Source organism: Pseudarthrobacter sulfonivorans (assembly GCF_024391045.1).
Classification (GTDB): domain Bacteria; phylum Actinomycetota; class Actinomycetes; order Actinomycetales; family Micrococcaceae; genus Arthrobacter; species Arthrobacter sulfonivorans_B.
Genome location: NZ_JANFCZ010000002.1, coordinates 173694 through 197661, shown reverse-complemented (window position 1 = coordinate 197661; position 23968 = coordinate 173694). Strand labels below are relative to the sequence as shown.

At 66.4% G+C, this 23968-nt stretch carries 24 protein-coding genes; 14 read left to right on the top strand and 10 right to left on the bottom strand.

Annotated elements, in window-relative coordinates; translation table 11 throughout:
- Window positions 1-96: 96 nt before the first annotated feature.
- The 4 genes from NQJ30_RS02260 (at window position 97) to NQJ30_RS02245 (ending at window position 4091) form a co-directional block, all read left to right on the top strand.
- Window positions 97-1803, top strand: a complete 1707-nt coding sequence (locus NQJ30_RS02260; RefSeq protein ID WP_255768099.1) for a glycoside hydrolase family 13 protein — start codon at window positions 97-99, stop codon at window positions 1801-1803.
- A complete protein-coding gene (locus NQJ30_RS02255) occupies window positions 1803-2744 on the top strand; it encodes an aldo/keto reductase (RefSeq protein ID WP_255768098.1) in 942 nt (313 codons plus the stop codon). Before NQJ30_RS02260 ends, NQJ30_RS02255 begins: the two co-directional genes overlap by 1 nt.
- 165 nt (window positions 2745-2909) lie before the next feature.
- Entirely contained in the window at window positions 2910-3773 is an 864-nt protein-coding gene (locus NQJ30_RS02250; protein WP_255768096.1) for an HpcH/HpaI aldolase/citrate lyase family protein, read from the top strand.
- A gap of 93 nt (window positions 3774-3866) precedes the next feature.
- Window positions 3867-4091 carry a DUF3188 domain-containing protein gene (locus NQJ30_RS02245; protein ID WP_255768095.1) on the top strand — a complete coding sequence of 75 codons (225 nt, stop codon included), beginning with the start codon at window positions 3867-3869 and terminating at the stop codon, window positions 4089-4091.
- On the opposite strand, the gene NQJ30_RS02240 is transcribed toward NQJ30_RS02245, so the two are convergent.
- Together NQJ30_RS02240 and NQJ30_RS02235 are read right to left on the bottom strand one after the other, a co-directional pair.
- Window positions 4081-5757: a SulP family inorganic anion transporter gene (locus NQJ30_RS02240; protein ID WP_255768094.1), complete on the bottom strand. Its 1677-nt coding sequence runs from the start codon at window positions 5755-5757 to the stop codon at window positions 4081-4083. The two genes, NQJ30_RS02245 and NQJ30_RS02240, sit on opposite strands and share 11 nt — an antisense overlap.
- Window positions 5754-6134: an ArsR/SmtB family transcription factor gene (locus tag NQJ30_RS02235; RefSeq protein WP_255768093.1), complete on the bottom strand. Its 381-nt coding sequence runs from the start codon at window positions 6132-6134 to the stop codon at window positions 5754-5756. The genes NQJ30_RS02240 and NQJ30_RS02235 overlap by 4 nt, the downstream gene beginning before the upstream one ends.
- Before the next feature lie 113 nt (window positions 6135-6247).
- On the opposite strand from NQJ30_RS02235, the gene NQJ30_RS02230 reads away from it, so the two are divergent.
- From NQJ30_RS02230 to NQJ30_RS02215, 4 genes are all read left to right on the top strand, one after another.
- The gene (locus tag NQJ30_RS02230; protein WP_255768092.1) at window positions 6248-6715 is read left to right on the top strand and encodes an FAS1-like dehydratase domain-containing protein; all 468 of its coding nucleotides are present in this window, start codon (window positions 6248-6250) and stop codon (window positions 6713-6715) included.
- A gap of 2 nt (window positions 6716-6717) precedes the next feature.
- Window positions 6718-7155 (top strand): MaoC family dehydratase, encoded by a 438-nt coding sequence (locus NQJ30_RS02225; RefSeq protein ID WP_255768091.1) that lies wholly within the window; start codon window positions 6718-6720, stop codon window positions 7153-7155.
- 61 nt (window positions 7156-7216) lie between these two features.
- On the top strand, window positions 7217-8284 hold the full coding sequence (locus NQJ30_RS02220; protein ID WP_255768090.1) for a UDP-N-acetylmuramate dehydrogenase: 1068 nt from the start codon (window positions 7217-7219) through the stop codon (window positions 8282-8284).
- A gap of 30 nt (window positions 8285-8314) precedes the next feature.
- Window positions 8315-9415, top strand: a complete 1101-nt coding sequence (locus NQJ30_RS02215) for a winged helix DNA-binding domain-containing protein (protein ID WP_255768089.1) — start codon at window positions 8315-8317, stop codon at window positions 9413-9415.
- Between the two features lie 99 nt (window positions 9416-9514).
- Here NQJ30_RS02215 and asd read toward each other — a convergent pair whose 3' ends face one another.
- The 8 genes from asd to NQJ30_RS02175 all read right to left on the bottom strand — a co-directional run bounded on the left by asd (window position 9515) and on the right by NQJ30_RS02175 (window position 18131).
- Window positions 9515-10645 (bottom strand): aspartate-semialdehyde dehydrogenase, encoded by a 1131-nt coding sequence (gene asd, locus NQJ30_RS02210; RefSeq protein ID WP_255768088.1) that lies wholly within the window; start codon window positions 10643-10645, stop codon window positions 9515-9517.
- A gap of 80 nt (window positions 10646-10725) precedes the next feature.
- Entirely contained in the window at window positions 10726-10944 is a 219-nt protein-coding gene (locus tag NQJ30_RS02205; protein ID WP_255768087.1) for an NF038396 family protein, read from the bottom strand.
- Window position 10945: 1 nt separating this feature from the next.
- A complete protein-coding gene (locus tag NQJ30_RS02200; RefSeq protein ID WP_255768086.1) occupies window positions 10946-11530 on the bottom strand; it encodes a dihydrofolate reductase in 585 nt (194 codons plus the stop codon).
- A complete protein-coding gene (locus NQJ30_RS02195) occupies window positions 11527-12330 on the bottom strand; it encodes a thymidylate synthase (protein WP_255768085.1) in 804 nt (267 codons plus the stop codon). Before NQJ30_RS02195 ends, NQJ30_RS02200 begins: the two co-directional genes overlap by 4 nt.
- 530 nt (window positions 12331-12860) lie before the next feature.
- The gene (locus NQJ30_RS02190) at window positions 12861-13829 is read right to left on the bottom strand and encodes an NUDIX hydrolase (protein ID WP_255768084.1); all 969 of its coding nucleotides are present in this window, start codon (window positions 13827-13829) and stop codon (window positions 12861-12863) included.
- A 9-nt stretch (window positions 13830-13838) separates the two neighbouring features.
- The gene (locus NQJ30_RS02185) at window positions 13839-16088 is read right to left on the bottom strand and encodes an RNA degradosome polyphosphate kinase (protein WP_255768083.1); all 2250 of its coding nucleotides are present in this window, start codon (window positions 16086-16088) and stop codon (window positions 13839-13841) included.
- A gap of 147 nt (window positions 16089-16235) precedes the next feature.
- Window positions 16236-17207, bottom strand: a complete 972-nt coding sequence (gene mshD / locus NQJ30_RS02180; RefSeq protein WP_255768082.1) for a mycothiol synthase — start codon at window positions 17205-17207, stop codon at window positions 16236-16238.
- Window positions 17208-17432: 225 nt separating this feature from the next.
- The gene (locus NQJ30_RS02175) at window positions 17433-18131 is read right to left on the bottom strand and encodes a winged helix-turn-helix transcriptional regulator (RefSeq protein WP_255768081.1); all 699 of its coding nucleotides are present in this window, start codon (window positions 18129-18131) and stop codon (window positions 17433-17435) included.
- A gap of 345 nt (window positions 18132-18476) precedes the next feature.
- Between NQJ30_RS02175 and NQJ30_RS02170 the strand changes: the two genes are divergently transcribed.
- From NQJ30_RS02170 to NQJ30_RS02145, 6 genes are all read left to right on the top strand, one after another.
- The gene (locus NQJ30_RS02170; protein ID WP_255768080.1) at window positions 18477-19244 is read left to right on the top strand and encodes a permease; all 768 of its coding nucleotides are present in this window, start codon (window positions 18477-18479) and stop codon (window positions 19242-19244) included.
- 173 nt (window positions 19245-19417) lie between these two features.
- Window positions 19418-20032, top strand: a complete 615-nt coding sequence (locus tag NQJ30_RS02165) for an FABP family protein (protein ID WP_255768079.1) — start codon at window positions 19418-19420, stop codon at window positions 20030-20032.
- A gap of 91 nt (window positions 20033-20123) precedes the next feature.
- Window positions 20124-20846, top strand: a complete 723-nt coding sequence (locus NQJ30_RS02160) for a flavodoxin family protein (RefSeq protein ID WP_255768077.1) — start codon at window positions 20124-20126, stop codon at window positions 20844-20846.
- A gap of 98 nt (window positions 20847-20944) precedes the next feature.
- Window positions 20945-22030: a CAF17-like 4Fe-4S cluster assembly/insertion protein YgfZ gene (ygfZ, locus tag NQJ30_RS02155; RefSeq protein WP_255768076.1), complete on the top strand. Its 1086-nt coding sequence runs from the start codon at window positions 20945-20947 to the stop codon at window positions 22028-22030.
- Window positions 22027-22422: an ankyrin repeat domain-containing protein gene (locus tag NQJ30_RS02150; protein ID WP_255768075.1), complete on the top strand. Its 396-nt coding sequence runs from the start codon at window positions 22027-22029 to the stop codon at window positions 22420-22422. Before ygfZ ends, NQJ30_RS02150 begins: the two co-directional genes overlap by 4 nt.
- A 3-nt stretch (window positions 22423-22425) precedes the next feature.
- Window positions 22426-23949, top strand: a complete 1524-nt coding sequence (locus NQJ30_RS02145) for a DHA2 family efflux MFS transporter permease subunit (RefSeq protein WP_255768074.1) — start codon at window positions 22426-22428, stop codon at window positions 23947-23949.
- Window positions 23950-23968 lie beyond the last annotated feature (19 nt).

The window sequence follows — 23968 nt, the reverse complement described above, 5'->3', positions numbered from 1 at the left end:
GGTCCCATAATTGGTGGGGGAATAGATTTAGTAACTATCTAAAGTGTACCCAGCCTTTCCGGAACGATTCCCCCCACGATGAAAAGGATCACTCCCTTGCCCACCACTGCCACGCTGGCAACCCTGTCCGAAGCTGACCGTCAGGCCGACCCCAACTGGTGGCGCCAGGCTGCCGTGTACCAGATCTATCCGCGCAGTTTCGCCGATTCCAACGGTGACGGGCTGGGGGACATCAAGGGCATTACGGCCAAAGTCCCTTACCTTCAGACGCTGGGGATCGATGCCGTGTGGCTCAGCCCGTTCTACCCGTCAGCGCTCGCCGACGGCGGCTACGACGTCGATGACTACCGCGACGTCGACCCCAAGCTGGGCACCCTGGCCGACTTCGATGAAATGGCCAAGGCCCTGCACGAAGCCGGCATCAAGCTGATCGCGGACATCGTCCCCAACCACTCCTCCAACCGCCACAAATGGTTCCTCGAAGCGCTGGCGTCGCCCAAGGGTTCGCCCGCCCGGGAACGCTACATCTTCCGCGACGGGCTCGGAGAAAACGGCGAACTGCCGCCGTCGGACTGGGATTCCGTCTTCGGCGGCCCCGCCTGGGAACGCATCACCGAACCGGACGGCACCCCCGGCCAGTGGTACATGCACATCTTCGCCAAGGAACAGCCGGACCTGAACTGGTCCAACCGCGAGGTCCGGGATGACTTCCTGAAGACGCTGCGCTTCTGGTCCGACCGCGGGGTGGACGGCTTCCGGGTGGACGTGGCCCACGCCCTCACCAAGGACCTGACCGAGCCGCTGCTGTCCAAGCTGGAACTGACCCGCGAAGGCCAGCTGGAGGACGGCTTCGAAGACGGTTCCCACCCGTTCTGGGACCGCGACGACGTCCACGACATCTACGCCGAATGGCGCGAGGTGTTCAACGAGTACGACCCGCCCCGCACCGCCGTCGCCGAAGCGTGGGTGCACGCCACCCGCCGGGCCCGCTACGCCAGCCCGGAGGGCCTGGGCCAGGCGTTCAACTTTGATCTCCTCCAGGCCAACTTTGACGCCGGCGAATTCCGCGAAATCATCACCCGGAACCTGGCTGAGGCCAAGGAAACCGGTGCGTCGTCCACCTGGGTGTTCTCCAACCACGACGTCGTCCGGCACGCCACCCGCTACGGGCTCCCGCAGGGCACCGGCAAGCACCTGGCGAAGCAGGACGGCAAGGCCTGGCTGCTGGCAGGTGCGCCGGCAGCGGAGCTTGACGTTGAGCTGGGCCTCAGGCGTGCCCGTGCCGCCACCCTGCTGATGCTGGCAGTTCCCGGTTCCGCCTACCTGTACCAGGGCGAGGAGCTGGGGCTGCAGGAAGTGGCGGACATTCCGGACTCCGAGCGCCAGGACCCTGCCTTCTTCCGGAACAAGGGTGTGGAAGTGGGGCGCGACGGATGCCGGGTCCCGCTGCCGTGGAAAGTTGAAGGCACGTCCTTCGGCTTCGGCGACGGCGGCGCGCACCTCCCGCAGCCGGACTGGTTCAGCAAGTATGCAGTCGAGGCCCAGGACGGCACCGACAACTCCACCCTGGAGCTGTACTGCAAGGCCCTGAAGCTCCGCCGTGAACTGCAGTCCGGCGAGGAACTGGAATGGCTGGAGACGGGCAGCCCGGACATCCTGCACTTCAGCCGCCCCGGCGGCTGGCAGTCAGTAACCAACTTCGGGGACTCCGCCGTCGACCTCCCCGCCGGAACCGTGCTGCTCAGCAGCTCGCCGCTGCAGGACGGCAAGCTGCCGGCCAACAGCACCGCCTGGCTGCGCTGATGCAGGAGCTCATCTACGGCTGCATGGGCCTGGGCGGCAGCTGGTCCGACGAGCCGCACGGCGCCGGCCACGTGGATGAGGCCGCTGCCGCCGTCGAGGCTGCACTGTCAGCGGGGATCACCCTGTTCGACCACGCCGACATCTACCGCAGCGGCAAGTCGGAGGCCGTCTTCGGTGAAGTGCTTGCGGCAACCTCCGGGCTCCGGGAGCGGATCCGGCTGCAGACCAAGTGCGGGATCCGGCTCAACGAGCGCGGTCTGGCCACGCATTACGACCTGAGCCGGGACGCCATCCTGGAACGGGTCAACGGCAGCCTCAAGCGGCTGCGGACGGACTTCGTGGACGTCCTCCTGCTGCACCGCCCCGATCCCCTGACGGACCTGGCGGAGGTGGCAGCCGCCGTCGGGCAGTTGCTCGACGAGGGCAAGGTGCGGCAGGTGGGGGTGTCCAACATGTCCGGCGCGCAGATCCAGGCGCTGCAGGACCGGCTGGAAGTGCCTGTGGTGGCCAACCAGCTGGAGATGAGCCTGCTGAAGCGCGCGTGGCTGGAGAGCCAGGTCCTGGTGAACCATCCGGACTCGCTGGACTACAGCTTCCCGTACGGCACCCTGGAGTATTGCACCGGCAACGGCGTCACGCTCCAGGCCTACGGAGCGCTGGCACGCGGGCTCTACACGGGCGCAGCATCGGACGACCCGACGTCGGCAGAGACTTCCACGGCGGTCCTCGTCCGGGAGCTCGCCGGCAAATACGGCACCACGGGCGAGTCGGTTCTCCTGGGCTGGCTGATGAAGCATCCGGCCGGCATCGCGCCTGTAATCGGGACCGTGAATCCCGCGCGGATCGCCGCGTGCGCGGACGCAGCCCGGACGGCGTCCGCCATGACCCCGGCCGACTGGTACGGGCTGTGGATCTCAGCCCGGGGAACCAACCTCCCCTAAACCCAACCAGGTAGCAGCAGGTGTCGTTTCGGACCCGCAAAAGGCACCTGCTGCTACCTGCATGGGGGAGGAGGCCGGCTAACAGCGCGTATTGGTGGTATTGGTCTCAGCTCCGGAGGCCCTTCCGCTTAGCGCTCGCAGGGGCCGGCCAGATACGGTAGAAGCATGACTTCTACCATCGCCGCAGAGACCGTACGGCCCGAACGCAATATCCCTGCTGAGATCGCCCGTTCGTGGCTCCTGGTCAATGCCATGAAGCCTGAACTGTTCGACCAGTCAGCCGTTTCCCGCGCTGACTCGATCATCCTGGACATTGAAGACGCCGTGGACCCGTCGCAGAAGGACCAGGCGCGCGGACACGTCATTGATTGGCTGACCGGCGGCGGGAAGGCGTGGGTCCGCATCAACGATGCCACCAGCCCGTTCTGGGCCGACGACCTCGCCGGACTGCGCGGAACCCCGGGCCTGCTCGGCGTGATGCTTGCCAAGACCGAGTCCGCGGACCAGGTCACCGAGTCCTTCCACCGCATGGATGGCAAGACCCCGGTCATCCCGCTGGTGGAGTCCGCCGTGGGCATCGAGGAAGCCAACCACATCGCCAGGGCCCAGGGCGCCTTCCGCCTGGCCTTCGGTTCCGGCGACTTCCGCCGCGACACCGGCATGGCCGCCACCCCCGAGGCCATGGCCTACCCGCGCGCCAAGCTCGTCGTCGCCAGCCGCGTCGGCAACCTGCCCGGCCCCATCGACGGCCCCACCGTCGGCACCAACCACCCCATCCTCCGCGAACAGACCGGCATCACCGTGATGATGGGCATGACCGGCAAACTGTGCCTGGCCATCGACCAGACCCCGGTCATCAACGAGGTCATCAGCCCCACGCCGTCGGACGTGGCCTGGGCTACCGACTTTATGAACGACTTCGAAGCCAACGGCCGCGTGATCCGTGACGGTTCGGACCTGCCCCGCCTGGGCCGCGCCGAGAAGATCATGAAGCTTGCCATAGCGTTTGGCGTTCAGCCCGCGCTGTAGCCAGGTGCCTGAGGCCCGCGCTACGCCGTTCCGCACCAGCGGGGCACGTGGAGCGGGCCTCAAGTCTGTCCCCTAGCTCGGTAGAATGGCACGGTGCTGAACGAATTCTGGAACACCGCGCCCACCGCCTACAAGGTCACCGTCTTCTGTGCCATGGGGCTGATCGGCGTCGGAATCATCCTGAACCTGATCGGCAACACGTCCGGAAACCAGGGGCTGGCCACCGCCTCGCTGCCGGTCATCGGGCTGGGACTGGTCCTGCACATCGTGGGACTCGTGGTCCGGGGCCAGACCATCCGGAAGAACCTTAAGCGGTAGCCGCGGCCGCGTTCCGGCGCACATGGCTGCGGGCGTGTTCCACGGCGGCCGGGAGGTCCTCGAACAGGTGCTTGTGGTGACGCAGCGAACGGATCACGCCCACATTCGTCACCAAGGCAAGATGGTCCGGCCGGACTCCCTTCAGCAGCACCGTGATCCCGCGCAGTTCCAAGGCGGAGATGACCTCCACAAGGGCGTGCGCACCCGTGGCGTCAAGCATCCGCAACTGGGAGAGCCTGATGATGGCCACCTGGACGTCCTTGACCTGGCTGATCTCCTGGAGAATGCGTTCCGCGGCGCCGAAGAACATGGCCCCGTCCAGCCGGAAGACGGCAATATGTTCATCCCCCGGGGACGGCGTCCCGGCAATCCCTTCACGCTGCACACTGCTCAGGGACGCGAACTTCCGCAGCGTGAAGAGGGCCGCCGCGGCCAGGCCGATCTGGATCGCCACGATCAGGTCAAACGCCACGGTGATGATTGCCGTGAGGACAAAAACTGCCGCATCCGAGCGGGTTGAACGCAGGATCGCGGCCACCGTGCGCCGTGACACCATCCGCGCCGCGGTGACCATGAGCACCCCGCCCAGGGCCGCGAGCGGAATGGTGCCCACCAGCCCCGCAGCCAAATACACAATTCCCAGCAGCACCACGGCATGAACGGCGGCGGACAGCCGGGTTTTCGCGCCCGAACGCACGTTCACGGCGGTCCGCGCGATGGCTCCCGTGGCAGGCATGCCGCCGAACAAACCGGCGGCGATGGACGCCAGGCCCTGTCCCGTCAGTTCCCGGTCCGGGCTGTAGGCCCCGCTGGGGGTCCCGTCCGGGCCAACCATCCCGCCTGCCACGCGGGCCGACAGCAGGGATTCGATAGCCGCCAGGGCTGCGATGGCGACGGCGGGCATCGCCAACGCGCCGATGGACGCCGGGTCCATGGCCGGCAGCGAGGGGGAGGGCAGGGAATGTGGCAGCGCCCCGATCCGGGGCACGTCCAGCCGCAGAAGTTCGGCAGCCGCCGTCGCCACGAGCACCGCGAGCAGGCTCGCCGGCAATGCACGGAAGTACTTCTGGACCACCACCATGACGACGGCGACCACCGCCACGAGTGCCAGAGTCAACAGGACCGTGGGAGACTCCGCTCCGGATGCTGCCTCGATGGCCGCCACCAGTGTGTTGTGGCCCGGTGTCCCCGCCGTACCTGTGGCCAGGGGCACCTGCTGGAGGAAGATGATGGCCGCGATGCCCAGGGTGAAGCCTTCCACCACCGGCCACGGAATGAAGGCCACTGCCTTCCCCAGGCCGCTGAAGCCAAGGACGCAGACCATCAGGCCGGCCATCACGGACACCAGTGCGACGCTTCCCGTGCCGTGCACTGCCACCACCGGAGCCAGGACCACCACCATGGCGCCGGTGGGTCCTGAGACCTGGACATGGGAGCCGCCCATGACGGCGGCAACCAGCCCGGCCACGATCGCCGTGATGAGTCCCGCCTCGGCGCCCACCCCGGAGCTGACCCCGAACGCCAGCGCCAGCGGCAACGCCACGATGCCCACCGTGATCCCGGCCAGCACGTCCGTCCGCCACGACTGCCGGAGACCGGCATAGTCCGCGCGGGACGGCAGGAAGCGTGTGAGACCCGTCGAACCCGGGCGCAGTTGGGTGCTCACGAGGCTGACTCCGCGGACAAGTGCCCTGCCGGGAGTTGCTGTGCCAGCCGGAGCTGTTCGTTGGAGTCGGCGAGGCTGTCCAGCAGGAATGTGCGGGCGATGGCCAGCAGTTGCGAAATACCCGGGTGGGCCAGTCGGTAGGTCACCGCATTGGCGCTCCGCACCGACGTCACCACCTTGTGCCGGCGCAGCGTGGCCAGATGCTGGGAAAGATGCGAGGCCTCCAGCCCGGTTTCGGCCAGCAGGTAGCTCACGGCCGCGGCGTTGTCCGGGGCGGCGGCGAGGAGCTCAAGGATCCGGATCCTGGCAGGGTGGGCCAGCGCCTTGAACAGGTTGGCCTTGATCTCGTACAGCGGAGCCTGGGCGGGAGACAACATGGGACCTCTCCTCCATGACCTTGGAACAGGTCACTTGATGGAATGATGAATTCATCATATCACTGCGGCGCACGACCCCTGCGGGTGCTTCCCGGAACGATAGGCTTGAGGCCATGACTATCAATCCGGACCTGCAGGGCCGCAGCTACCCTGCCGCAGAGGTGTACGACGTCGGCCGCGAGAAAATCCGCGAGTTCGCCCGCGCCGTCAAGGCAACGCACCCAGCCCACTTCGACGTCGAGGCCGCCAAGGCCCTGGGCCACACGGACCTCGTTGCGCCGCCCACGTTCGCCATCATCATCGCCCAGCGTGCCGATGCGCAGCTGATCGAGGACCCGGAGGCCGGCATCGACTTCACACGCGTGGTCCACGCCGACCAGCGGTTCATCCACCACCGCCCGATTTTCGCCGGTGACAGGCTCGTGGCGGAACTGCACGTCGACGGCGTACGTGCCATGGGCGGCGGCGCCATGATCACCACACGCGCCGAGATCTTCGCCCTGGCCGACGGCGGAGCCGATTCGCGCGAGGCCGTCGCCACCACCACCTCATCCATCCTCGTCCGCGGAGAGGGACAGTAACCATGAGCCCCAGCTTTCACGAACTCAGCGCCGGCCAGGACATCGGCAGCCGCACCATCGAGGTCACCCGCACCGACCTGGTCAAGTACGCCGGCGCCTCCGGCGACTTCAACCCCATCCACTGGAACGAAGCCTTCGCCACCGGCGTGGAACTCCCCGGCGTCATCGCCCACGGCATGTTCACCATGGGTGCCGCGGTACAGCTGGTGACCGACTGGGCAGGTGACCCTGCCGCCGTCGTCGACTTCCAGACCCGCTTCACCAAGCCGGTCCTGGTGACGGACACCACCGGAACCGACCAGCCCGGGGCCACCATCGAGGTGAGCGGCGCCATTGGAAAGCTCGACGCCGATGCGGGCACCGCGCGCGTGGACCTCACCGTCGTCGCGGCCGGGCAGAAAGTGCTGATGAAGGCGCAGGCCGTCGTCCGGCTCTCCTGACCGGTTCCCGGTTTACCTGGGTTTACCTATGTTGACCTAGGTTTCCCGCTACTGTGGATGGGTGACTTCCACCCTGCTCTCGCACCTGACCACAGCCGCCGTCGGGGGTCCCGCCGGCAAGTATGTTGAAGCCCGGACCGAGGCGGAGATCATCGACGCCGTCCGCTCGGCCGACGCCGCGGGGGAGCCGCTCCTGATCATCGGGGGCGGCTCCAACCTCCTGATTTCCGACGACGGGTTCCCCGGCACGGTGGTCAGGATTGCCTCGGAGGGGTTCGCCGTCAACGCTGAGGACTCCTGCGGCGGCGTGGCCGTGGTGGTCCAGGCCGGCCACAACTGGGACGCCCTGGTGGAACACGCCGTGCTGCACGCCTGGTCGGGCATTGAGGCGCTCTCCGGCATTCCCGGCGCCACCGGTGCCACTCCCGTGCAGAACGTTGGCGCCTACGGCTCGGACGTTTCACAGACCATCGCTGCGGTCCGCACCTGGGACCGGACCCGGAACGCGGTGCAGACGTTCAGCAGCTCTGAACTGAAGTTCGGGTACCGCGACTCCATCCTGAAGCAGGCCACGGTGGACGGCTCGCCGCGCTACGTGGTGCTGACCGTGGAGTTCCAGCTGCCCATCGGCCGGATGAGTGCACCCATCCGCTACGCCGAACTGGCCCGCGCCTTGGGAGTTGAACCCGGCAAGCGTGCCTATGCCAACGATGTCCGGCGTGAAGTGCTCCGCCTGCGGGCGTCCAAAGGCATGGTGCTGGACCCGGCAGACCGGGACACGTATTCCACCGGCTCCTTCTTCACCAACCCGGTGGTGCCCGTGGACGTGGCAGCCGGCCTGCCGGAGTCGGCACCGCAGTATCCTGCCGGCGTTGACGGGATGGTCAAGCTCTCCGCAGCCTGGCTGATCGACCAGGCCGGGTTCGGCAAGGGCTACGGCCTGGAACCGGACAGCGCCTCCGGCGGGCGGGCGTCCCTGTCCACCAAGCACACGCTGGCCATTACCAACCGCGGCGCAGCCAGTGCCAAGGACATCCTGGCGATCGCACGCGAGGTGCGGGACGGCGTCGTCGAACGCTTTGGCATTGAGCTGCACCCGGAACCGTTGCTGATCGGGCTGACACTTTAGGAGACCTGGGCCGGCATCTAGGATGGGGGCATGGCAGCGAACCGGGTAAGCCGCAGGACCATGGGAAGGCTCCGGCTGGCCGCGCAGGGTCTGCTCGGGCCCGGACGGCCGGGTTCAGTTGCCGGGGCGGTCCGCTGGATGACGGCCACCCAGGCGCAGGACCTGCAGGCGGCACTGCATGCCGTCGGCCTCCGGGTTCCCGGGGCCGGGCTGTCGGACGTCCGGGCGGCGCTGGAAACTGGGGAAATAGTCCGCTCCTGGCCGATGCGCGGAACCCTGCACCTGGTGGCGCCGGAGGACCTGTGGTGGATGCTGGGCCTCACAGCGGAACGTCTTCACCGCGTGGTCGCCGGCAGGCACCGGGAACTGGACATCACGTGGGCGGATATCGAGAAGTGCCGCGACGTGGCGTTGGAACATGTGGCCGGCGGCGGTTCAGTCAGCCGCAACGAACTCTTTGCCATCTTTGAGGCCGCGGGGCAGCCCACCACGGGCCAGCGGGGGATGCACATCCTGGGCTCGCTCTGCCGGCATGCGTGGCTGGTCCAGGGTCCGCTCGCGGGAAACCAGCAACTCCTGGTGGCCTTTGACGAATGGATCACGGAGTCGCGGGCCCTTGAGCGGCAGGAGGCCATCGCGGAGTTTGTGCTGCGCTATTTCCGGAGCCACGGGCCGGCCACGGTCCGCGATTTTGCCTGGTGGACGCAGCTTCCCCTGCCGGAGGTACGGGCCGCCCTGAACCAGGTCAGCGTGCACTTGGTGCAGCTTGAGTTTGGCGGGGATACCTACTGGATGTCGCCGGAGATAGCGGCGCTGCTCGACGACGGCGTGCCCGGCCAGCGGTCCGTGCTCCTGCTGCCCGGCTTCGACGAGTTCCTGCTCGGCTACCAGGACCGGAGCCTTGTCCTGGCGCCGGAGAATGCCAACAAGATCGTCCCGGGCGGCAACGGCGTGTTCAAGAAGACCGTCGTGGCCGGGGGAGAAGTGATCGGCACCTGGGCGCGCGCGGGCACCGGCCCGAGCGCCGCCGTCGTGCCTGAACTCTTCGACGAAGCCAGGCCCCTCGGTGCCGGTGCGCAGGCAGCGTTCGCCAAGGCCACCGGGCAGCACCTCGCGTTCCTCAACACCTGACCATTAACAGCAACGCGGGGTCACTTAAGGTGCCTCCGGAGCGCCGGATTGAGCGCTAAGTGACCCCGCGTTGCTGTTGTACGGGGGAGCGGCTGGGAGTTACAGGTTCCCTGTGGCGATGTTGAGCATTCGGCGCAGCGGCTCGGCGGCACCCCAGAGCAGCTGGTCGCCCACGGTGAACGCGCTGATATACTCCGGACCCATTTCCATCTTCCGGATGCGGCCCACAGGAATCTCCAGCGTGCCGGACGCGGCCACGGGCGTCAGGCCGGCCATGGAGTCTTCCTTGGTGTTGGGGATGACCTTGGCCCACTCGTTGTCAGCGGCCAGGAGGCTCTCGACCTCGGCCACGGACAGGTCTTCGCGCAGCTTGAGCGTCAGCGCCTGGGAGTGGGACCGCATGGCGCCGATCCGGATGCAGAGGCCGTCCATGATGATCCGGTTCTCGTCCGAGGTGCCCAGGATCTTGTTGGTCTCCACCCCGGCCTTCCACTCTTCCTTGGACTGGCCGTTGCCCAGGTCCGCGTCGATCCAGGGAATCAGCGAACCGGCCAGCGGCACGCCGAACTGGGTGGCGTCGATGTCGGTGCGCTGGTGCGCCAGGACCTTGCGGTCGATTTCGAGGATGGCCGACGCCGGGTCGTCCAGTTCCGAGCTGACCTCGGCGTTGAGCGTGCCAAACTGGCTGAGCAGCTCACGCATGTGCCGGGCGCCGCCGCCGGAGGCTGCCTGGTAGGTCATGGACGTGCCCCATTCGACGAGGCCGTTCTTGAACAGGCCGCCCAGGCCCATGAGCATGCAGGACACGGTGCAGTTGCCGCCGATGAAGTCCTTGGTGCCGTTGACCAGGCCCTTGTCGATGACGTCGCGGTTGATCGGGTCCAGCACGATGATGGAGTCGTCGTTCATCCGCAGGGTGGACGCGGCGTCGATCCACAGGCCGTCCCAGCCCCGGCCGCGCAGCTCGGTGTGCACCCGCTTGGTGTAATCCCCGCCCTGCGCGGTGACAATAATGGGCAGCTTCGCCAGGGCGTCGACGTCGAACGCGTCCTCGAGCGTGCCTGCGCCTTCAGCAAAGGAGGGCGCGGCACCTCCCGCGTTGGAAGTGGAGAAGAACACCGGGTTGATGTTGGCGAAGTCGCCTTCGTCCTGCATGCGCTGCATGAGGACGGAGCCGACCATGCCGCGCCATCCGACCAGGCCGACGGAGGGGGTAGCTGCTGTAGTCATTCGTACAGTTTAGACTTCGGAACCGGCACTCCGCAGTCGGTTACGTCACGGCCGGAGCGTGCGACGGCGGACCGGGGACGTCAGCTGCGGTTGTTTTCCTCCAGCACGGCAGCCTTCCGGGCCCGGAGCGCAAAAACGGCGCCGAACGCGAAGACCTGGGTCACGATCACCAGCACGATGGCGCCGGCGATTTTGTTGCCGCCCAGGATCATGGTCAGGCCCACAATGGCGGAGAGCAGTGCGAGCAACGGCAGGAGCATGTAGCCCAGCACAAACAGTGTTTCCGGTTTCTTCAACATCTCAGCCCTGCGTCCTAACCCATTTGGTAAACCTGTAGCGTGTCCCGTTCGCGGCCGTCAGCCACCCGTCCGGCGGGACAGCGGCGGCCGCCTCCCACGTTTCGTCGAGTTCGGGAGCGTAGGTGTCGCCGTCGGCCTCCACATCGATGGTGGTGACCACGGCGACGTTGGCCAGGTCCGTGGACTGGCGGAACACTTCGCCGCCGCCCAGGATCCAGACTGTTTCGCCGCCGTCGACGAACTGGGACTCGAGGAGCGCGTCATCCAGGGAGGGAACCACGACGGCGCCCTCCGCCTCGGGCGAATCCGCCCAGGTCTTCTGCCTGGTCACCACAATATTGGTGCGGCCAGGCAGCGGCCGGTACTTCTCCGGAAAGGACAGCCACGTCTTGCGGCCCATGATCACCGGGTGCCCCACGGTCAGCCGGGTGAAGTGCTTCATGTCTTCGGGCAGGTCCCACGGCATGTCGCCGTCCTTGCCGATCACGCCACCGGAAGTCTGCGCCCAGACGAGGCCGACGCCGGTCACGGTATCGGCAAGCTGCTCAGTGAAGGACTGCGGGTCTGCAGTATTCTCGGTGCTCATACGGCAATCGGGGCCTTAATCGTGGGGTGGTGCTGATAGCCCACCACTTCGAAGTCGTCCAGTGTGTAGTCGAAGATCGACGCCGGCTTCCGGGTGATCTTCAGCTGCGGATACTCATACGGTTCACGGTCCAACTGCTTCAAAACCTGGTCCATGTGGTTCTCATAGATGTGGACGTCGCCGCCGGTCCAGACAAACTCTCCCGGTTCCAAGCCGACCTGCTGCGCGATCATCAAGGTCAGCAGGGCGTAGGAGGCGATGTTGAAGGGCACGCCCAGGAACATGTCGGCGGAGCGCTGGTAGAGCTGGCAGGACAGTTTGCCGTCCGCCACGTAGAACTGGAAGAACGCGTGGCACGGCGGCAGCGCCATGTTCTTGAGTTCGGACACGTTCCAGGCGGACACGATGTGCCGGCGGGAATCCGGGTTGGACTTCAGGTTCTCCACCAGTTCGGCGATCTGGTCGATGTGGCCGCCGTCCGGGGTGGGCCAGCTGCGCCACTGGACGCCGTACACGGGCCCGAGCTCGCCCTCGGCGTCAGCCCATTCGTTCCAGATGGTCACGCCCTGGTCCTGCATCCACTTCGCGTTGGATTCGCCGCGCAGGAACCACAGGAGTTCCACCGCTACGGATTTGAAATGCACACGCTTGGTGGTGATCAGCGGGAAGTTTTCGGCCAGGTCGAAGCGGATCTGGCGGCCGAATACGCTGGTGGTTCCGGTGCCTGTGCGGTCGGATTTGTGGGTGCCATGGTCCAGCACATCACGCAGGAGGTCTTCATAGGGCGTCGGGATGCTCACGGCTAAAGTCTACCTTTGGGCGTTGGGGAGGGCCGTAACGGCGGACACGGCGCGGACGCAAATTATCGTGGTGTAAGCCATAAGCGCCAGCATGGGAACCCAAATTGCGGCGGGTCCGGCGAGCCCCAGCCAGCCCTGTATGGTCAGCCAGCTGACCAGAACGGCCAGGGCCGGGGTTATCGCGGCAAGGATCCGGCGGCCGGCATCGGCGTTGGCAGCGGCCAGTTCAGGATCCGGGTTTCCGGACCGACCTCCCTGCCTCGGCAGGAACCGGGGCTGCGCCGAAGGCTGCCGTAACGGCTAACAGAAGCAGCGACAGGGCGAACCAGAACCTGTTCCGGCGATTCGCGGGCATGGAATCCTGCTCCATCTTTAGCCTTTCCGTAACTGGCCGCGGACCAGGTCGAGCAGCAGTTCATCGGTGAGCCGGGCGTCACGCGCGGCTCTGAGTGTGCTGATCTGTGGGATCCGCTCGTACGGTGGAATTACCGCGCGCAGGTCCACTGAGATGCCGCCGTGCGCCGGGCGGGTCAGTCGTCGAACGGCTTGAACTGTTCCACAGCGACGATGCGGTTTTTGTTGCCCGCGGCGACGTGACACACCACCAGTTCCCCGGGGGAAAGGTACGGGTCGGCTGCCGGGAGGAGGGACCGCAAACGGCCCGGCATGTTCTTGCCCAGCTGCGCCAGGACGGTGGGCAGCGCCGGCCGGTGCGTGCAGACGGCCACCGGCTGCTGCTTGTCCAAAAGGGACTCAATGACGGCGGCCGTCTTCTTGGGGGTGCGGGCGTGCCGGTGTTCCGTCAGCGCGTCCACCAGTTTGACCTTAGCCCCCGACGCCCTCAAATAGGGCGCCACCGTTGACACGCAGCGCCGCCAGGGGCTTGTGACCACCCGCGGCGGCTGCCAGGCCTGCAGCAGCCGGCCGACGGCCTGCGCCTGCCGGATGCCGGTGGCCGCCAGCGGGCGCTCACCTTCGGCCTTGGTCCAGGACGAACGGGGCTTGGCTTTTGCATGGCGCACCACAATGAGCGGCCAGGTGTCCAGCTGGCCGTCTTTGTGGGCAGCGCGCAAATGGTCCAGGGGGACGACGTCGGACGGGTTGGACAGCATCCCGGCGGCGGTTTCGGGGGCGCACCAGACTACGCGGTCCACCTCCTTGCCGTCCGGAACCAGCTTGGCCCCGTTAACTTTGACCGCCCAGTAATGAACCACCTTGAGGCCGGAGGCCACGTGGTAGTGGATCGGCGGCAACGGAATGCCCAGCGGGGCTGACAGCCCGATCTCCTCGCGCACTTCACGCGCGGCGCACTCGGGAATGGTCTCGCCGGCGTCGATTTTGCCTTTGGGCCAGGACCAGTCATCGTACTGGGGCCGGTGGATCAGGAGGACCTCAAGGCCCCTCGAGTTGATCCGCCAGGGAATAGCCCCGGCGGCAACCACAGCAACCGCTTCGCCCGGATGGTCGGTCTGGTCTGCTACAAGGATGTCGCTCGACAACGCCCGGCCCTACCGCCGGCTCAGGCTGCGCTGGCGGTCACGCGATGCCAACAGCCAGGACTGGATGTCTTCAAGGGGCGTGCCGTCGTCGGCGATGTGGTGGCGGTTCCACATGCCCTCGTTGTTGAGGTGCCAACTGGCCGTCTCCGGATCCATGTACCGGCGCAGCAGGTCGAGGACGTAGGTGATGTCGTCCGGGTTGGCCAGTTGCACCAGCGCCTCCACCCTGCGGTCCAGGTTACGGTGCATCATGTCGGCCGAGCCGATGTAGACCACGTGGTCCCCGCCGTTGGCGAAGGCGAACACCCGGGAGTGCTCCAGGAAGCGGCCCAGCACGGAACGCACGGTGATGTTCTCGCTGAGGCCGGGGACGCCGGGACGCAGCGAGCAGATGCCGCGAACAATGACGTCCACCATCACCCCTGCCTGGGAAGCCCGGTAGAGGGAATCGATAATGGCCTCGTCCACCATGGAGTTGACCTTGATCTGCACCCGTGCGGCCAGGCCGGCGCGGGCGTTGCGGATTTCGGTTTCGATCCGGTCGATCAGCCCGGAGCGGACGGAGCGGGGAGCCACGAGCAGTCGCTTGAACGTGGACTTGGGGGCGTAGCCGGACAGCTGGTTGAACAGCTTGGACAGATCCTCGCCCACCTGCTCGTTGGCTGTCAGCAGGCCAAGGTCCTCGTAGTAGCGGGCCGTGCGGGGGTGGTAGTTGCCGGTGCCGATGTGGCAGTATCGGCGAAGCCCGTCCACTTCCTGACGGACCACGAGGGACAACTTGCAGTGCGTCTTCAATCCCACAATGCCGTACACCACGTGGACGCCGGCCTGTTCGAGCTTGCGTGCCCAGGAGATGTTGGCCTGTTCATCGAACCTGGCCTTGATCTCCACCAGGGCCAGGACCTGCTTGCCCGCCTCGGCGGCGTCGATGAGGGCGTCCACGATCGGGGAGTCGCCCGACGTCCGGTACAGGGTCTGCTTGATTGCCTGGACCTTGGGGTCCGCCGCGGCCTGCTCCAGGAATGCCTGCACCGATGTGGAGAAGGAGTCGTAAGGGTGGTGGAGCAGGATGTCGCGGCGCCGCATGGCCGAGAAGACGTTCGCGGCCTTGGATGTCTCGGATTCGTTGAGGAACCGCGACGTGTGCGGCATGTGCTTCGGATAGTGGAGGTCTGCACGGTCGATGCCCGCAATGACGGACAACCCGCGGAGGTCCAGCGGCGCGGGAAGCGAGTATACCTCTGACTCTTCCACTCCGAGCTCGCGGATCAGCAGCGCGCGGATGTTCGGGTTGATGTCGTTGCTGACTTCGAGGCGGACGGGCGGGCCGAACCGGCGGCGCAGCAGTTCCTTCTCGAGCGCCTGGAGCAGGTTCTCGGCGTCGTCCTCTTCAACTTCGAGGTCCTCGTTGCGGGTCACACGGAAGATATGGTGCTCCAGCACCTCCATGCCGGCGAACAGCTTGTCCAGGTGGACGGCGATGACTTCTTCCAGGGCGATGAAGCGTGCCACGCGCCCGGCAATGGCGCCGGCGCGCGGACCGTCGATGGAAATCAGCCGGGGGAGCTGGTCCGGAACCTTGAGGCGCGCGAAGAGCTCCTTGTCGCTGACAGGGTTGCGCACCACGACGGCGAGGTTCAGCGACAGTCCCGAAATGTACGGGAAGGGGTGGGCGGGGTCGACGGCGAGCGGCGTCAGGATGGGGAAGACCTTCTCCGCGAACATCGCGCTGAGCTGCTGCTTGGCGGCGTCATCCAGTTCTTCCCAGTGCATCAGGTGGATGTGCTCGTAGGCCAGGGCCGGCCGGATCTGTTCCGCGTAGACCTGGGCGTGGCGCTGCTGGAGGCGGTGGGCCTCATCGCCGATCTTTTCGAGGACCTCCACGGGGCTGAGGCCGGCGGGGGAGGGCACTGCGAGGCCGGTGGCGATTCGCCGCTTGAGGCCGGCCACGCGGACCATGAAGAATTCGTCCAGGTTGGACGCGAAAATGGAGAGGAAAGCGACCCGTTCCAGCAGGTGGAGGGTGGGGTCCTCGGCCAGCTCCAGGACCCGGGAGTTGAAGGCAAGCCAGCTCAGCTCACGGTCCAGGAAACGGTCGGGCCGGATGTCGCCTTCCGGCACGAGGTTGGGCGCAAACTCCGGAATGTCGATCCGGTCCTGGGTGGCGCGCGATGCCGGAACTTCCGATGAACCAAAACGGGCCCGCGCAGGTTTTGAAGCACTCTTGGACGTGGCTGTTCCCGCGGGTTCCGGTTTCATGGTGTCTCCTCTTACCTGGCGCTTGATGCTGGCCCACGGCCGGCGCGGTTCCCTAACAACCTTACAAGCAATCCGGGCCCGCGGACCCTGTACTTTGGGCAGGCGCGGGCCTTTCATCCGGCGAGTGGGATAACTCACCCACGGGCGCTAAACCGTGGCCAACGGCCCGTACTGCACGTCCATGTCCCAGCGCGTGAAACCCAGGCCGCGGTAGAGGGCCACAGCCGGCGCGTTGTCCGCATCCGTGTAGAGCATGACGGCATTGAGCCCCAAACCCTGCAGGTGCCTGATCCCGGCAACGGTGAGCGCCTTGCCCAAGCCCATGCCCTGTGCGGCGGGGGTGACCCCCACCGCGTACACTTCACCGATTGCCGGGTGGGCGCCGTGCCGTGGGTGGACCTTGGTCCAGTGGAAACCCAGCAGCTTGCCGTCCGCGTCCACGGCCAGCAGGAAGCCTGCGGGATCGAACCAGTCCTCGGCCATCCGGGCGTCCAGGTCCGCGCGGGTCAGCGATCCCTGTTCAGGGTGGTGGGCGAAGGCGGCACGGTTCGCGGCAAGCCAGCCGTCCTCGTCCCGGCCAGGCACAAAGGCGCGGAGCGTGACACCGTCCGGGAGTCCGACGTCGGGCAGTTCAGCGGTGGCGGTGGTCAGCCGCATCTTCCAGAGCTCCCGCACGGGGCCGTAGCCGTACCGGGCGGCCAGGTCCGCCGCCGCCTCATGATTGCCGTGCGACCAGGCCTTCAGGCCATCCAGGCCGCGCTCCGACTTCAGCGCCCCCACCAGGCGGTCCGCCACGCCCTGGTTGCGGTAGCTGGGGTGGACCGCAATCTCCACTACCCCGCTGCCGTCAGCTTCCTCCACCACCACGGCGAAGCCGGCCAGATCCTGGCCGGAGGAGGGGTCAGAGTCCTCGTCCGGGGCGTAGAGGGCGAGGGTCAGGAGGGAATGCTCGGCGGAATCCCCGGCGCGGAGCGTCACCACGGTCTGTTCGGAGAGCGACGGGTTGCCGTCGGATTCTTCCGCGGCTGCCAGGAGCCCCAGGCAGTCCTTCAGCAATTGCTCGTCCACACCGCCGTGGACAACAAGGACGGGCCATTTTTCCGGGTGTGCAGGACTCATGAAGCTAGGCTATACGTCCGGACCGGAACGCGCAGACTTGATGGCGCCCCGGCGGTTACGTATAGTCGTTACCTCACCCGGCAGGAAACTGGCGGGAGCGAGGGGGATCCACCAGTGGGGTGGCCTCGATACGTTCGACCCGTATGTCCTCCACGAACAGGCAAACATAGGGCAGCCCCGGACCATTGGTCCGGGGCTGCCCTATGCTATGGGGGATGCTGGCCCTCAGGCCTCGGTCAGTTCGTCTTCCTGCTGCCGCACCAGGGTGAGGCGGTAGCCCACGTTGCGGACCGTGCTGATCAGGTTTTCGTGGTCCGCGCCGAGTTTGGCCCGGAGGCGGCGGACGTGGACGTCAACGGTGCGCGTGCCGCCGTAATAGTCATAGCCCCACACTTCGGTGAGCAGTTGCTGGCGGGTAAAGACGCGGCCGGGGTGCTGGGCCAGGTACTTGAGGAGTTCGAACTCCTTGAACGTCAGGTTCAGGGGTGCACCGTTGACGCGGGCCGTGTAGCTGGCCTCATCGATGACCACGCCTGCTGCCCGGATCTCCGTCGGAGCATCCTCCTGCTCGGGGACAGCCCGCGCCACGGACAGCCTGATGCGCGCTTCCACTTCGGCCGGACCGGCGGAGTCCAGCACGATGTCGTCCACAGCCCATGCCGACGAAACCGCAGCCATGCCGCCTTCGGTCAGGATCAGGACGAGCGGTGCGCTCAGTCCGGTGGCCTTGAGCAGCTGGGTGAGCGAGCGGGCGCCCACCAGGTCTTTGCGGGCATCCAGCAGCACGATGTCGCAAGGATCCGTCTCCAGCAGGGCGGTGGGCTCGGCGGCGAGGATATGCACGCGATGATTCAGTAATTCGAGGGCAGGCAGGATGTCCACCGATGACCCGGTGCTGTTCGTCAATAGCAGGATGTGCGACATTGTTCCTCCAAGGGGCGTCCGCGCATCTTCGGGCGACTGAACCGGGTTCTCACCGGCTGGAACCATCCCCCTGCCACGATTTGGGCCGGCAAAAAACTGTCCGGCCGGCAACCGTTGCAGGAAGCGTAGCTGAACTCTGAGTATACCGAACGGCGTTCCCGCGAACAGGGGTTCCGTTCCTGCGGAGCTTCGTTTTGCGACATATCCGAGTCACATAAGGCAGGATTGAGCCGTGGGGCAGAATGCCCTCCCGCGGAGCTCAGGGCCGCCGGGCGATAGCCAGAATGGGAATGCAATCAATTGAGTGCAGTGTCGAAGCGGCGGACCGGAAGTGCCGGAAACAGCGTGAGCGGGGACGAGCAGGCTGAGGCGCGGTCCTTGGGCTCCTGGGTCATTGGCCTTGTTGGCGTGGCCGGGCTCGCGGCGATCATCACCGGCGTGTACATATCCCGTGAGACCCTCGTAGGCGTCGCCTGCGTCATCGCCTTGGCCGTGGGAATCGGTTGGCCCCACTTCCTCCGCATTCCGGCGAAGAAGACCCTGGCCGCTGTCATCGCGCTCCCCGGCATCGGATCCGCAATCGCGGCCGGCATGGTCCCGGCCCCGGGGTTCCTGGACTGGACGCCCGCGTTCATGGCGCTGGGGATGATGGCCGTCTTTCTGGTGCAGCTCATCCGCGGCACCGGCCAGGCCCAGCGGCTGGAATCCACCCTGGGCTGCTGCGCCGGGGTACTCCTTTCCTGCCTCGGTGCCGGATGGATTGCCGGTGCCCGGTTCAATGGTGTGCGCGAAATGGTGATCGTGGCGGCCATCAGTGCCGCCGTCGCCCTCTTTGCCGGACTGATCCGCTGGCCGGACAGGGTGGTTGCTCCCTTGGGCATCGTCCTGGCGGGACTTGCGGGCCCGCTCGCGGGCCTGGTCTTCTCCGACCTGGCCGTGCTGCCGGCCGCGATCTTCGGGGTGGTGGTGGGGGCCGTCCTGGTCAGCTTCCGCCGGCTCGTCACACTCCGCGGCGCTCCGCTGAATCTCGCCGCGGCCCTTAGCATGGGTCTGGCGCCCGTTTCCGCTGTGGGCTCCCTTGCGTACTTCATAGACAAACTACTCATCTACTAACGGTTAGGATGGCATCATGTCCGTACTTGCATTTGAAATCTTCTTCCTTGTCCTGCTCGGCGTCGCCAGCCTGTCCATGGCCTGGTTCGCCGGCTTTGTGGTTTACCGCCTGTTCAAAGGCCAGAAGTAAACCCTGTCCCAAAGCCAGCTAGCGATTTCCTGAGGTAATTGTTGTGCCGATAGAGATTCCTACAGACCTGACACCGGAACTGGTCCCGCTTTCATGGCTCATTGGTGAGTGGGAGGGCAGCGGCCGTCTCGGCACCGGCGATGAGGATTCGGAGCATTTTGTCCAGCACGTTTCCTTCACGCACAACGGGCTGCCGTACCTGCAGTACCGTGCGGAGAGCTGGTTGGCAGACGACGACGGAACCCGCCTTCGGCCGCTGACCGTTGAGACCGGTTTCTGGGCACTTGAGCGCAAACAGCTGGATGCCGACGGCGGCCCGGGCCTGATTCCGGCGGATATTGTTCCGGCACTCAAGAGCGCCGACGAGGTCGAAGCCCTGCGCAACCAGGACGGCGGCTTCGACATCTCCGTTTCGATTGCGCATCCCGGGGGTATCTCCGAGCTCTACTACGGGCAGATCAAGGGCCCGCAGATCCAGCTCACCACTGACATGGTGATGCGCGGAAGCCACTCCAAGGATTACAGCGCCGCCACACGGATTTTCGGCCTGGTGGACGGGAACCTGCTCTGGCGCTGGGACGTGGCCGCGGGCGGGGCCGAGAAGCCAGGCAGCGGCCTTGAGGCGCACGCTTCGGCGTTCCTGAAGAAAGTCTCCTGACGCAGCCTCCTGTTTCACCGGCCATCAGTAGACTTGGCTTTTACAGCCTCGTCCGCGCGGGCCGGCCCGTGCCGCTGAACCAGGGAGCATCATGGCTGCATCGCAGAACTCCGCCGATTACTCGGACCTGAAGGCGCTGTACTTCAACGGGACGCTGAAGCGGTCCCCGGAGACCAGCAACACCGGCGGCCTCATCGAGGTCAGCCGCCTCATCATGGAAAAGCAGGGCGTCAGCACGCGGGTGATCCGGACAGTGGATCATGACATCGCCAGTGGCGTGTATCCGGACATGACCGAGCGCGGCTGGGCAACCGACGAGTGGCCCCTGCTGTACCCGGCCGTCCAGGAAGCCGACATTGTGGTGGTGGCCGGCCCCATCTGGCTGGGTGACAACTCGTCGCAGACCAAGAAGCTCATTGAACGCCTCTACGCCCACTCCGGCCAGCTCAACAGCAAAGGCCAGTGGGCGTTCTACCCCAAGGTTGGCGGCTGCCTCATCACCGGCAACGAAGACGGCATCAAGCACTGTTCCATGAATGTCCTCTACAGCCTCCAGCACATCGGCTTCACCATCCCGCCCCAGGCCGACGCCGGCTGGATCGGACCCGTGGGTCCCGGCCCGAGCTACCTGGACGAGGGTTCCGGCGGCCCAGAGTCCGATTTCACGAACCGCAACACCACCTTCATGACCTGGAACCTGCTGCATCTTGCGCGGATCCTCAAGGACGCCGGCGGCATCCCCGCCTACGGCAACCTGCCCGAAGAGTGGAAAGCCGGCACGCGCTTCGATTTCGAAAACCTGGAATACCGCTAGTCCCCACCCGCACCCTGACCTCGCAAGCTCGGCCAGGGAACCCGGCGGCCGTGGCCCCAACCCGGAATACCCACCAACCCAAGGACGTTGCCCCCAGTATGACTACCCCCAGCCCACTCCTGTCGCGCCCTGGCGCCGTCGAGGGCGCCGGCGCGGACGCCGGCGTCGCAGCCCACTACGGTGAGCCGCTGCGCGAGCAGCGTGGCCTCGCGGCCGGAACCGCCGTCGTCGACCTTTCCCACCGCGGCGTGGTGACCGTCAGCGGCCCGGACCGGCTCAGCTGGCTGAACACCCTGTCCTCGCAGCAGGTCACCAACCTGCAGCCGGGCGAATCCAGCGAACTGCTGCTGCTCAGCATCCAGGGGAGGATCGAGTTTGATGCGCGGGTAGTGGACGACGGCGGGACCACCTGGCTGATCGTTGAGGCGGCCGAGGCTGCCCCGCTGGCTGAGTGGTTGAACAAGATGAAGTTCATGCTGCGGGTGGAGGTCAACGACGTTTCCGCCGATTGGGCCGTGCTCGGGTCCACTGCCGCTGTGGAGGAGTGGTCCGGGCTGCTGTCATGGACGGACCCGTGGCCGCACGTGGGTGCCGGCGGCTACTCATATGCCGTGGTTCCCGAGGAAGGACACCCCGGCGCGGACCGGCCCTGGATCGAGTACCTGGTGCCCGCGGCCGACCTGGAACAGACAGTGGGGGACCGCCCGCTGGCCGGGATGCTGGCAGCCGAAGCCCTCCGCGTCGCCGCCTGGCGCCCCCGGCTCGGCGCCGAAACCGACGATAAGACCATTCCGCATGAACTGGATCTCCTCCGCACCGCGGTGCACCTGGCCAAGGGCTGCTACAAGGGCCAGGAAACCATTGCCCGGGTGCACAACCTCGGCCACCCGCCGCGGCGCCTGGTGTTCCTGCAGCTGGACGGGTCCCAGCACACCATGCCGGCACCGGGCAGCCAGGTCCTGCTGGGCGAGCGCAAGGTAGGCACGGTCACCTCCGTGGCGCAGCACTACGAAATGGGCCCGATTGCCTTGGCCGTCATCAAGCGTTCCGTGGCGCCGGATGAAATACTGACCGTGCTGGACGGCGAGGAACCCTACACCGCCGCCCAGGAAGTGATCGTTGCGCCCGACGCCGGCCAGGTAGTCGGGCGCCAGACAGGATTCCTCAGGGGGACCCGCTCATGACCGCTAACTCCGCGCCCGACGAAGAAACCCTCGCGCTGGCAGAGAAACTTTTCCAGGCCGCCCGGGACGGGGACACGGCGCTGCTGGGGGCATACATTGACGCCGGCGCCCCGGCTTCCATGACCAACGCCGCCGGTGATTCACTGCTGATGCTTGCCGCGTATCACGGCCACGCCGAGACGGTGCGGCTGATCCTGCAACACGGCGCCGAGGCCAACCAAGCCAATGACCGCGGCCAGACCCCGCTCGCGGGCGCCGCGTTCAAAGGTTACACAGATGTATCCCGGGTCCTGCTCGAGGCGGGTGCCGACCCCGACGCCGGCACGCCTTCAGCCCGGGACGCTGCTCAGATGTTCGCGAGGACAGAGATCCTCAACCTTTTGGAAAGCTGACCTTTGGAAAATGTAGCAAGGCCGTGGCCCGCCCTCTGGTCTCTCGTGATCGGGTTCTTCATGATCCTGATCGACACCACCATCGTCTCCGTGGCCAACCCCAGGATCATGGAAGGCCTCAATGCGGACATCAATTCCGTTATCTGGGTGACCAGCGCGTACCTCTTGGCGTACGCCGTCCCGCTGCTCATCACCGGCAGGCTGGGCGACCGTTTCGGCCCCAAGAGGCTCTACCTTGCAGGGCTGGTGCTCTTCACCCTCGCCTCGCTGTGGTGCGGCCTGTCTGGTGACATCAGTACCCTGATCATGGCCCGCGTCCTGCAGGGCCTCGGTGCGGCCGTGATGACGCCGCAAACCATGGCAGTCATTACCCGGATTTTTCCGCCCGACCGTCGCGGCGCAGCCATGGGCATCTGGGGGGCAACGGCCGGCGTGGCCACCCTCGTGGGGCCCATCCTGGGCGGTGTCCTGGTGGACGGCCTCGGCTGGGAGTGGATCTTCTTCATCAACATTCCGGTGGGCGTGGTCGGCTTCATCCTGGCGTGGCGGTTCGTCCCGTCCCTCAGCACCCACCCGCACAGGTTCGACATTCCTGGTGTGCTGCTCAGCGCCGTCGGCCTCTTTTTGCTGGTTTTCGGCATTCAGGAGGGCGAGACCTACAACTGGGGGACCATCACCGGGCCCATCACGGTGTGGGGACTCATCATTGCCGGCATCGCCGTCCTGGTGGCGTTCGTCCTGTGGCAGCGGTTCAACAAGGGCGAGCCGCTGCTGCCCCTGGGACTCTTCAAGGACCGCAATTTCTCGCTGGCCAATATCGGCATCACCACCGTCGGGTTCACCGTCACGGCCTTTAGCCTGCCCCTGATCTTCTACTACCAGGTGGTCCGCGGCCTGACGCCCACCCAGTCCGCGCTGATGATGGTTCCCATGGCGCTGATCTCCGGCGGTCTTGCGCCGGTGGTGGGAAAGATCATTGACCGGGTCAATCCGAAATACATCACAGCCACCGGGCTGACGCTTATGGCCGTGGCACTCTTTTGGAACTCAGCCCTCATGCATCCGGATACGCCCATCTGGCTGTTCCTGCTGCCGAGCGCCGTGCTGGGGTTCGCCAACGCCGGCATCTGGGCTCCGCTGAGCACAACGGCCACCCGGAACCTCCCGCCGCGCCAGGCCGGTGCCGGGTCAGGCGTCTACAACACCACCCGGCAGATCGGCGCGGTGCTGGGCAGTGCCGCCATCGCCGTGCTGATCCAGGCGCGGCTTGCAGCCGAGCTGCCGCCGGCCCCCGGCGGCGCAGGCGGTGCGAGCCCCATGTCCTTCGGCGGAACCTTGCCTGAGGCACTGCATGAAGGATTTTCGACGGCGATGGGCCAGTCCATCCTCCTGCCCGCCGCAGTGATCCTGTTGGGCACCGCCGTGGCACTGTTCTTCGCCAAGCCGAAGGCTGTTCACGGCTGGGGTGCGTCCCCGGCCGCCGCGACGGCCGGGGAAGCTCCGGAAGGCGCCACCCGGTCCGCATAGCGCGGGCCACGCAACGACG

What these genes read in the sequence shown, in the direction of transcription:
- NQJ30_RS02175 (WP_255768081.1), bottom strand. Translation starts at nt 18,131, where the DNA reads ATGTCGCACATCCTGCTATTGACGAACAGCACCGGGTCATCGGTGGAC.
- NQJ30_RS02235 (WP_255768093.1), bottom strand. Translation starts at nt 6,134, where the DNA reads ATGTTGTCTCCCGCCCAGGCTCCGCTGTACGAGATCAAGGCCAACCTG.
- NQJ30_RS02255 (WP_255768098.1), top strand. Translation starts at nt 1,803, where the DNA reads ATGCAGGAGCTCATCTACGGCTGCATGGGCCTGGGCGGCAGCTGGTCC.
- ygfZ (WP_255768076.1), top strand. Translation starts at nt 20,945, where the DNA reads ATGACTACCCCCAGCCCACTCCTGTCGCGCCCTGGCGCCGTCGAGGGC.
- asd (WP_255768088.1), bottom strand. Translation starts at nt 10,645, where the DNA reads ATGACTACAGCAGCTACCCCCTCCGTCGGCCTGGTCGGATGGCGCGGC.
- NQJ30_RS02250 (WP_255768096.1), top strand. Translation starts at nt 2,910, where the DNA reads ATGACTTCTACCATCGCCGCAGAGACCGTACGGCCCGAACGCAATATC.
- NQJ30_RS02215 (WP_255768089.1), top strand. Translation starts at nt 8,315, where the DNA reads ATGGCAGCGAACCGGGTAAGCCGCAGGACCATGGGAAGGCTCCGGCTG.
- NQJ30_RS02205 (WP_255768087.1), bottom strand. Translation starts at nt 10,944, where the DNA reads ATGTTGAAGAAACCGGAAACACTGTTTGTGCTGGGCTACATGCTCCTG.
- NQJ30_RS02225 (WP_255768091.1), top strand. Translation starts at nt 6,718, where the DNA reads ATGAGCCCCAGCTTTCACGAACTCAGCGCCGGCCAGGACATCGGCAGC.
- NQJ30_RS02230 (WP_255768092.1), top strand. Translation starts at nt 6,248, where the DNA reads ATGACTATCAATCCGGACCTGCAGGGCCGCAGCTACCCTGCCGCAGAG.
- mshD (WP_255768082.1), bottom strand. Translation starts at nt 17,207, where the DNA reads ATGAGTCCTGCACACCCGGAAAAATGGCCCGTCCTTGTTGTCCACGGC.
- NQJ30_RS02185 (WP_255768083.1), bottom strand. Translation starts at nt 16,088, where the DNA reads ATGAAACCGGAACCCGCGGGAACAGCCACGTCCAAGAGTGCTTCAAAA.
- NQJ30_RS02150 (WP_255768075.1), top strand. Translation starts at nt 22,027, where the DNA reads ATGACCGCTAACTCCGCGCCCGACGAAGAAACCCTCGCGCTGGCAGAG.
- NQJ30_RS02160 (WP_255768077.1), top strand. Translation starts at nt 20,124, where the DNA reads ATGGCTGCATCGCAGAACTCCGCCGATTACTCGGACCTGAAGGCGCTG.
- NQJ30_RS02200 (WP_255768086.1), bottom strand. Translation starts at nt 11,530, where the DNA reads ATGAGCACCGAGAATACTGCAGACCCGCAGTCCTTCACTGAGCAGCTT.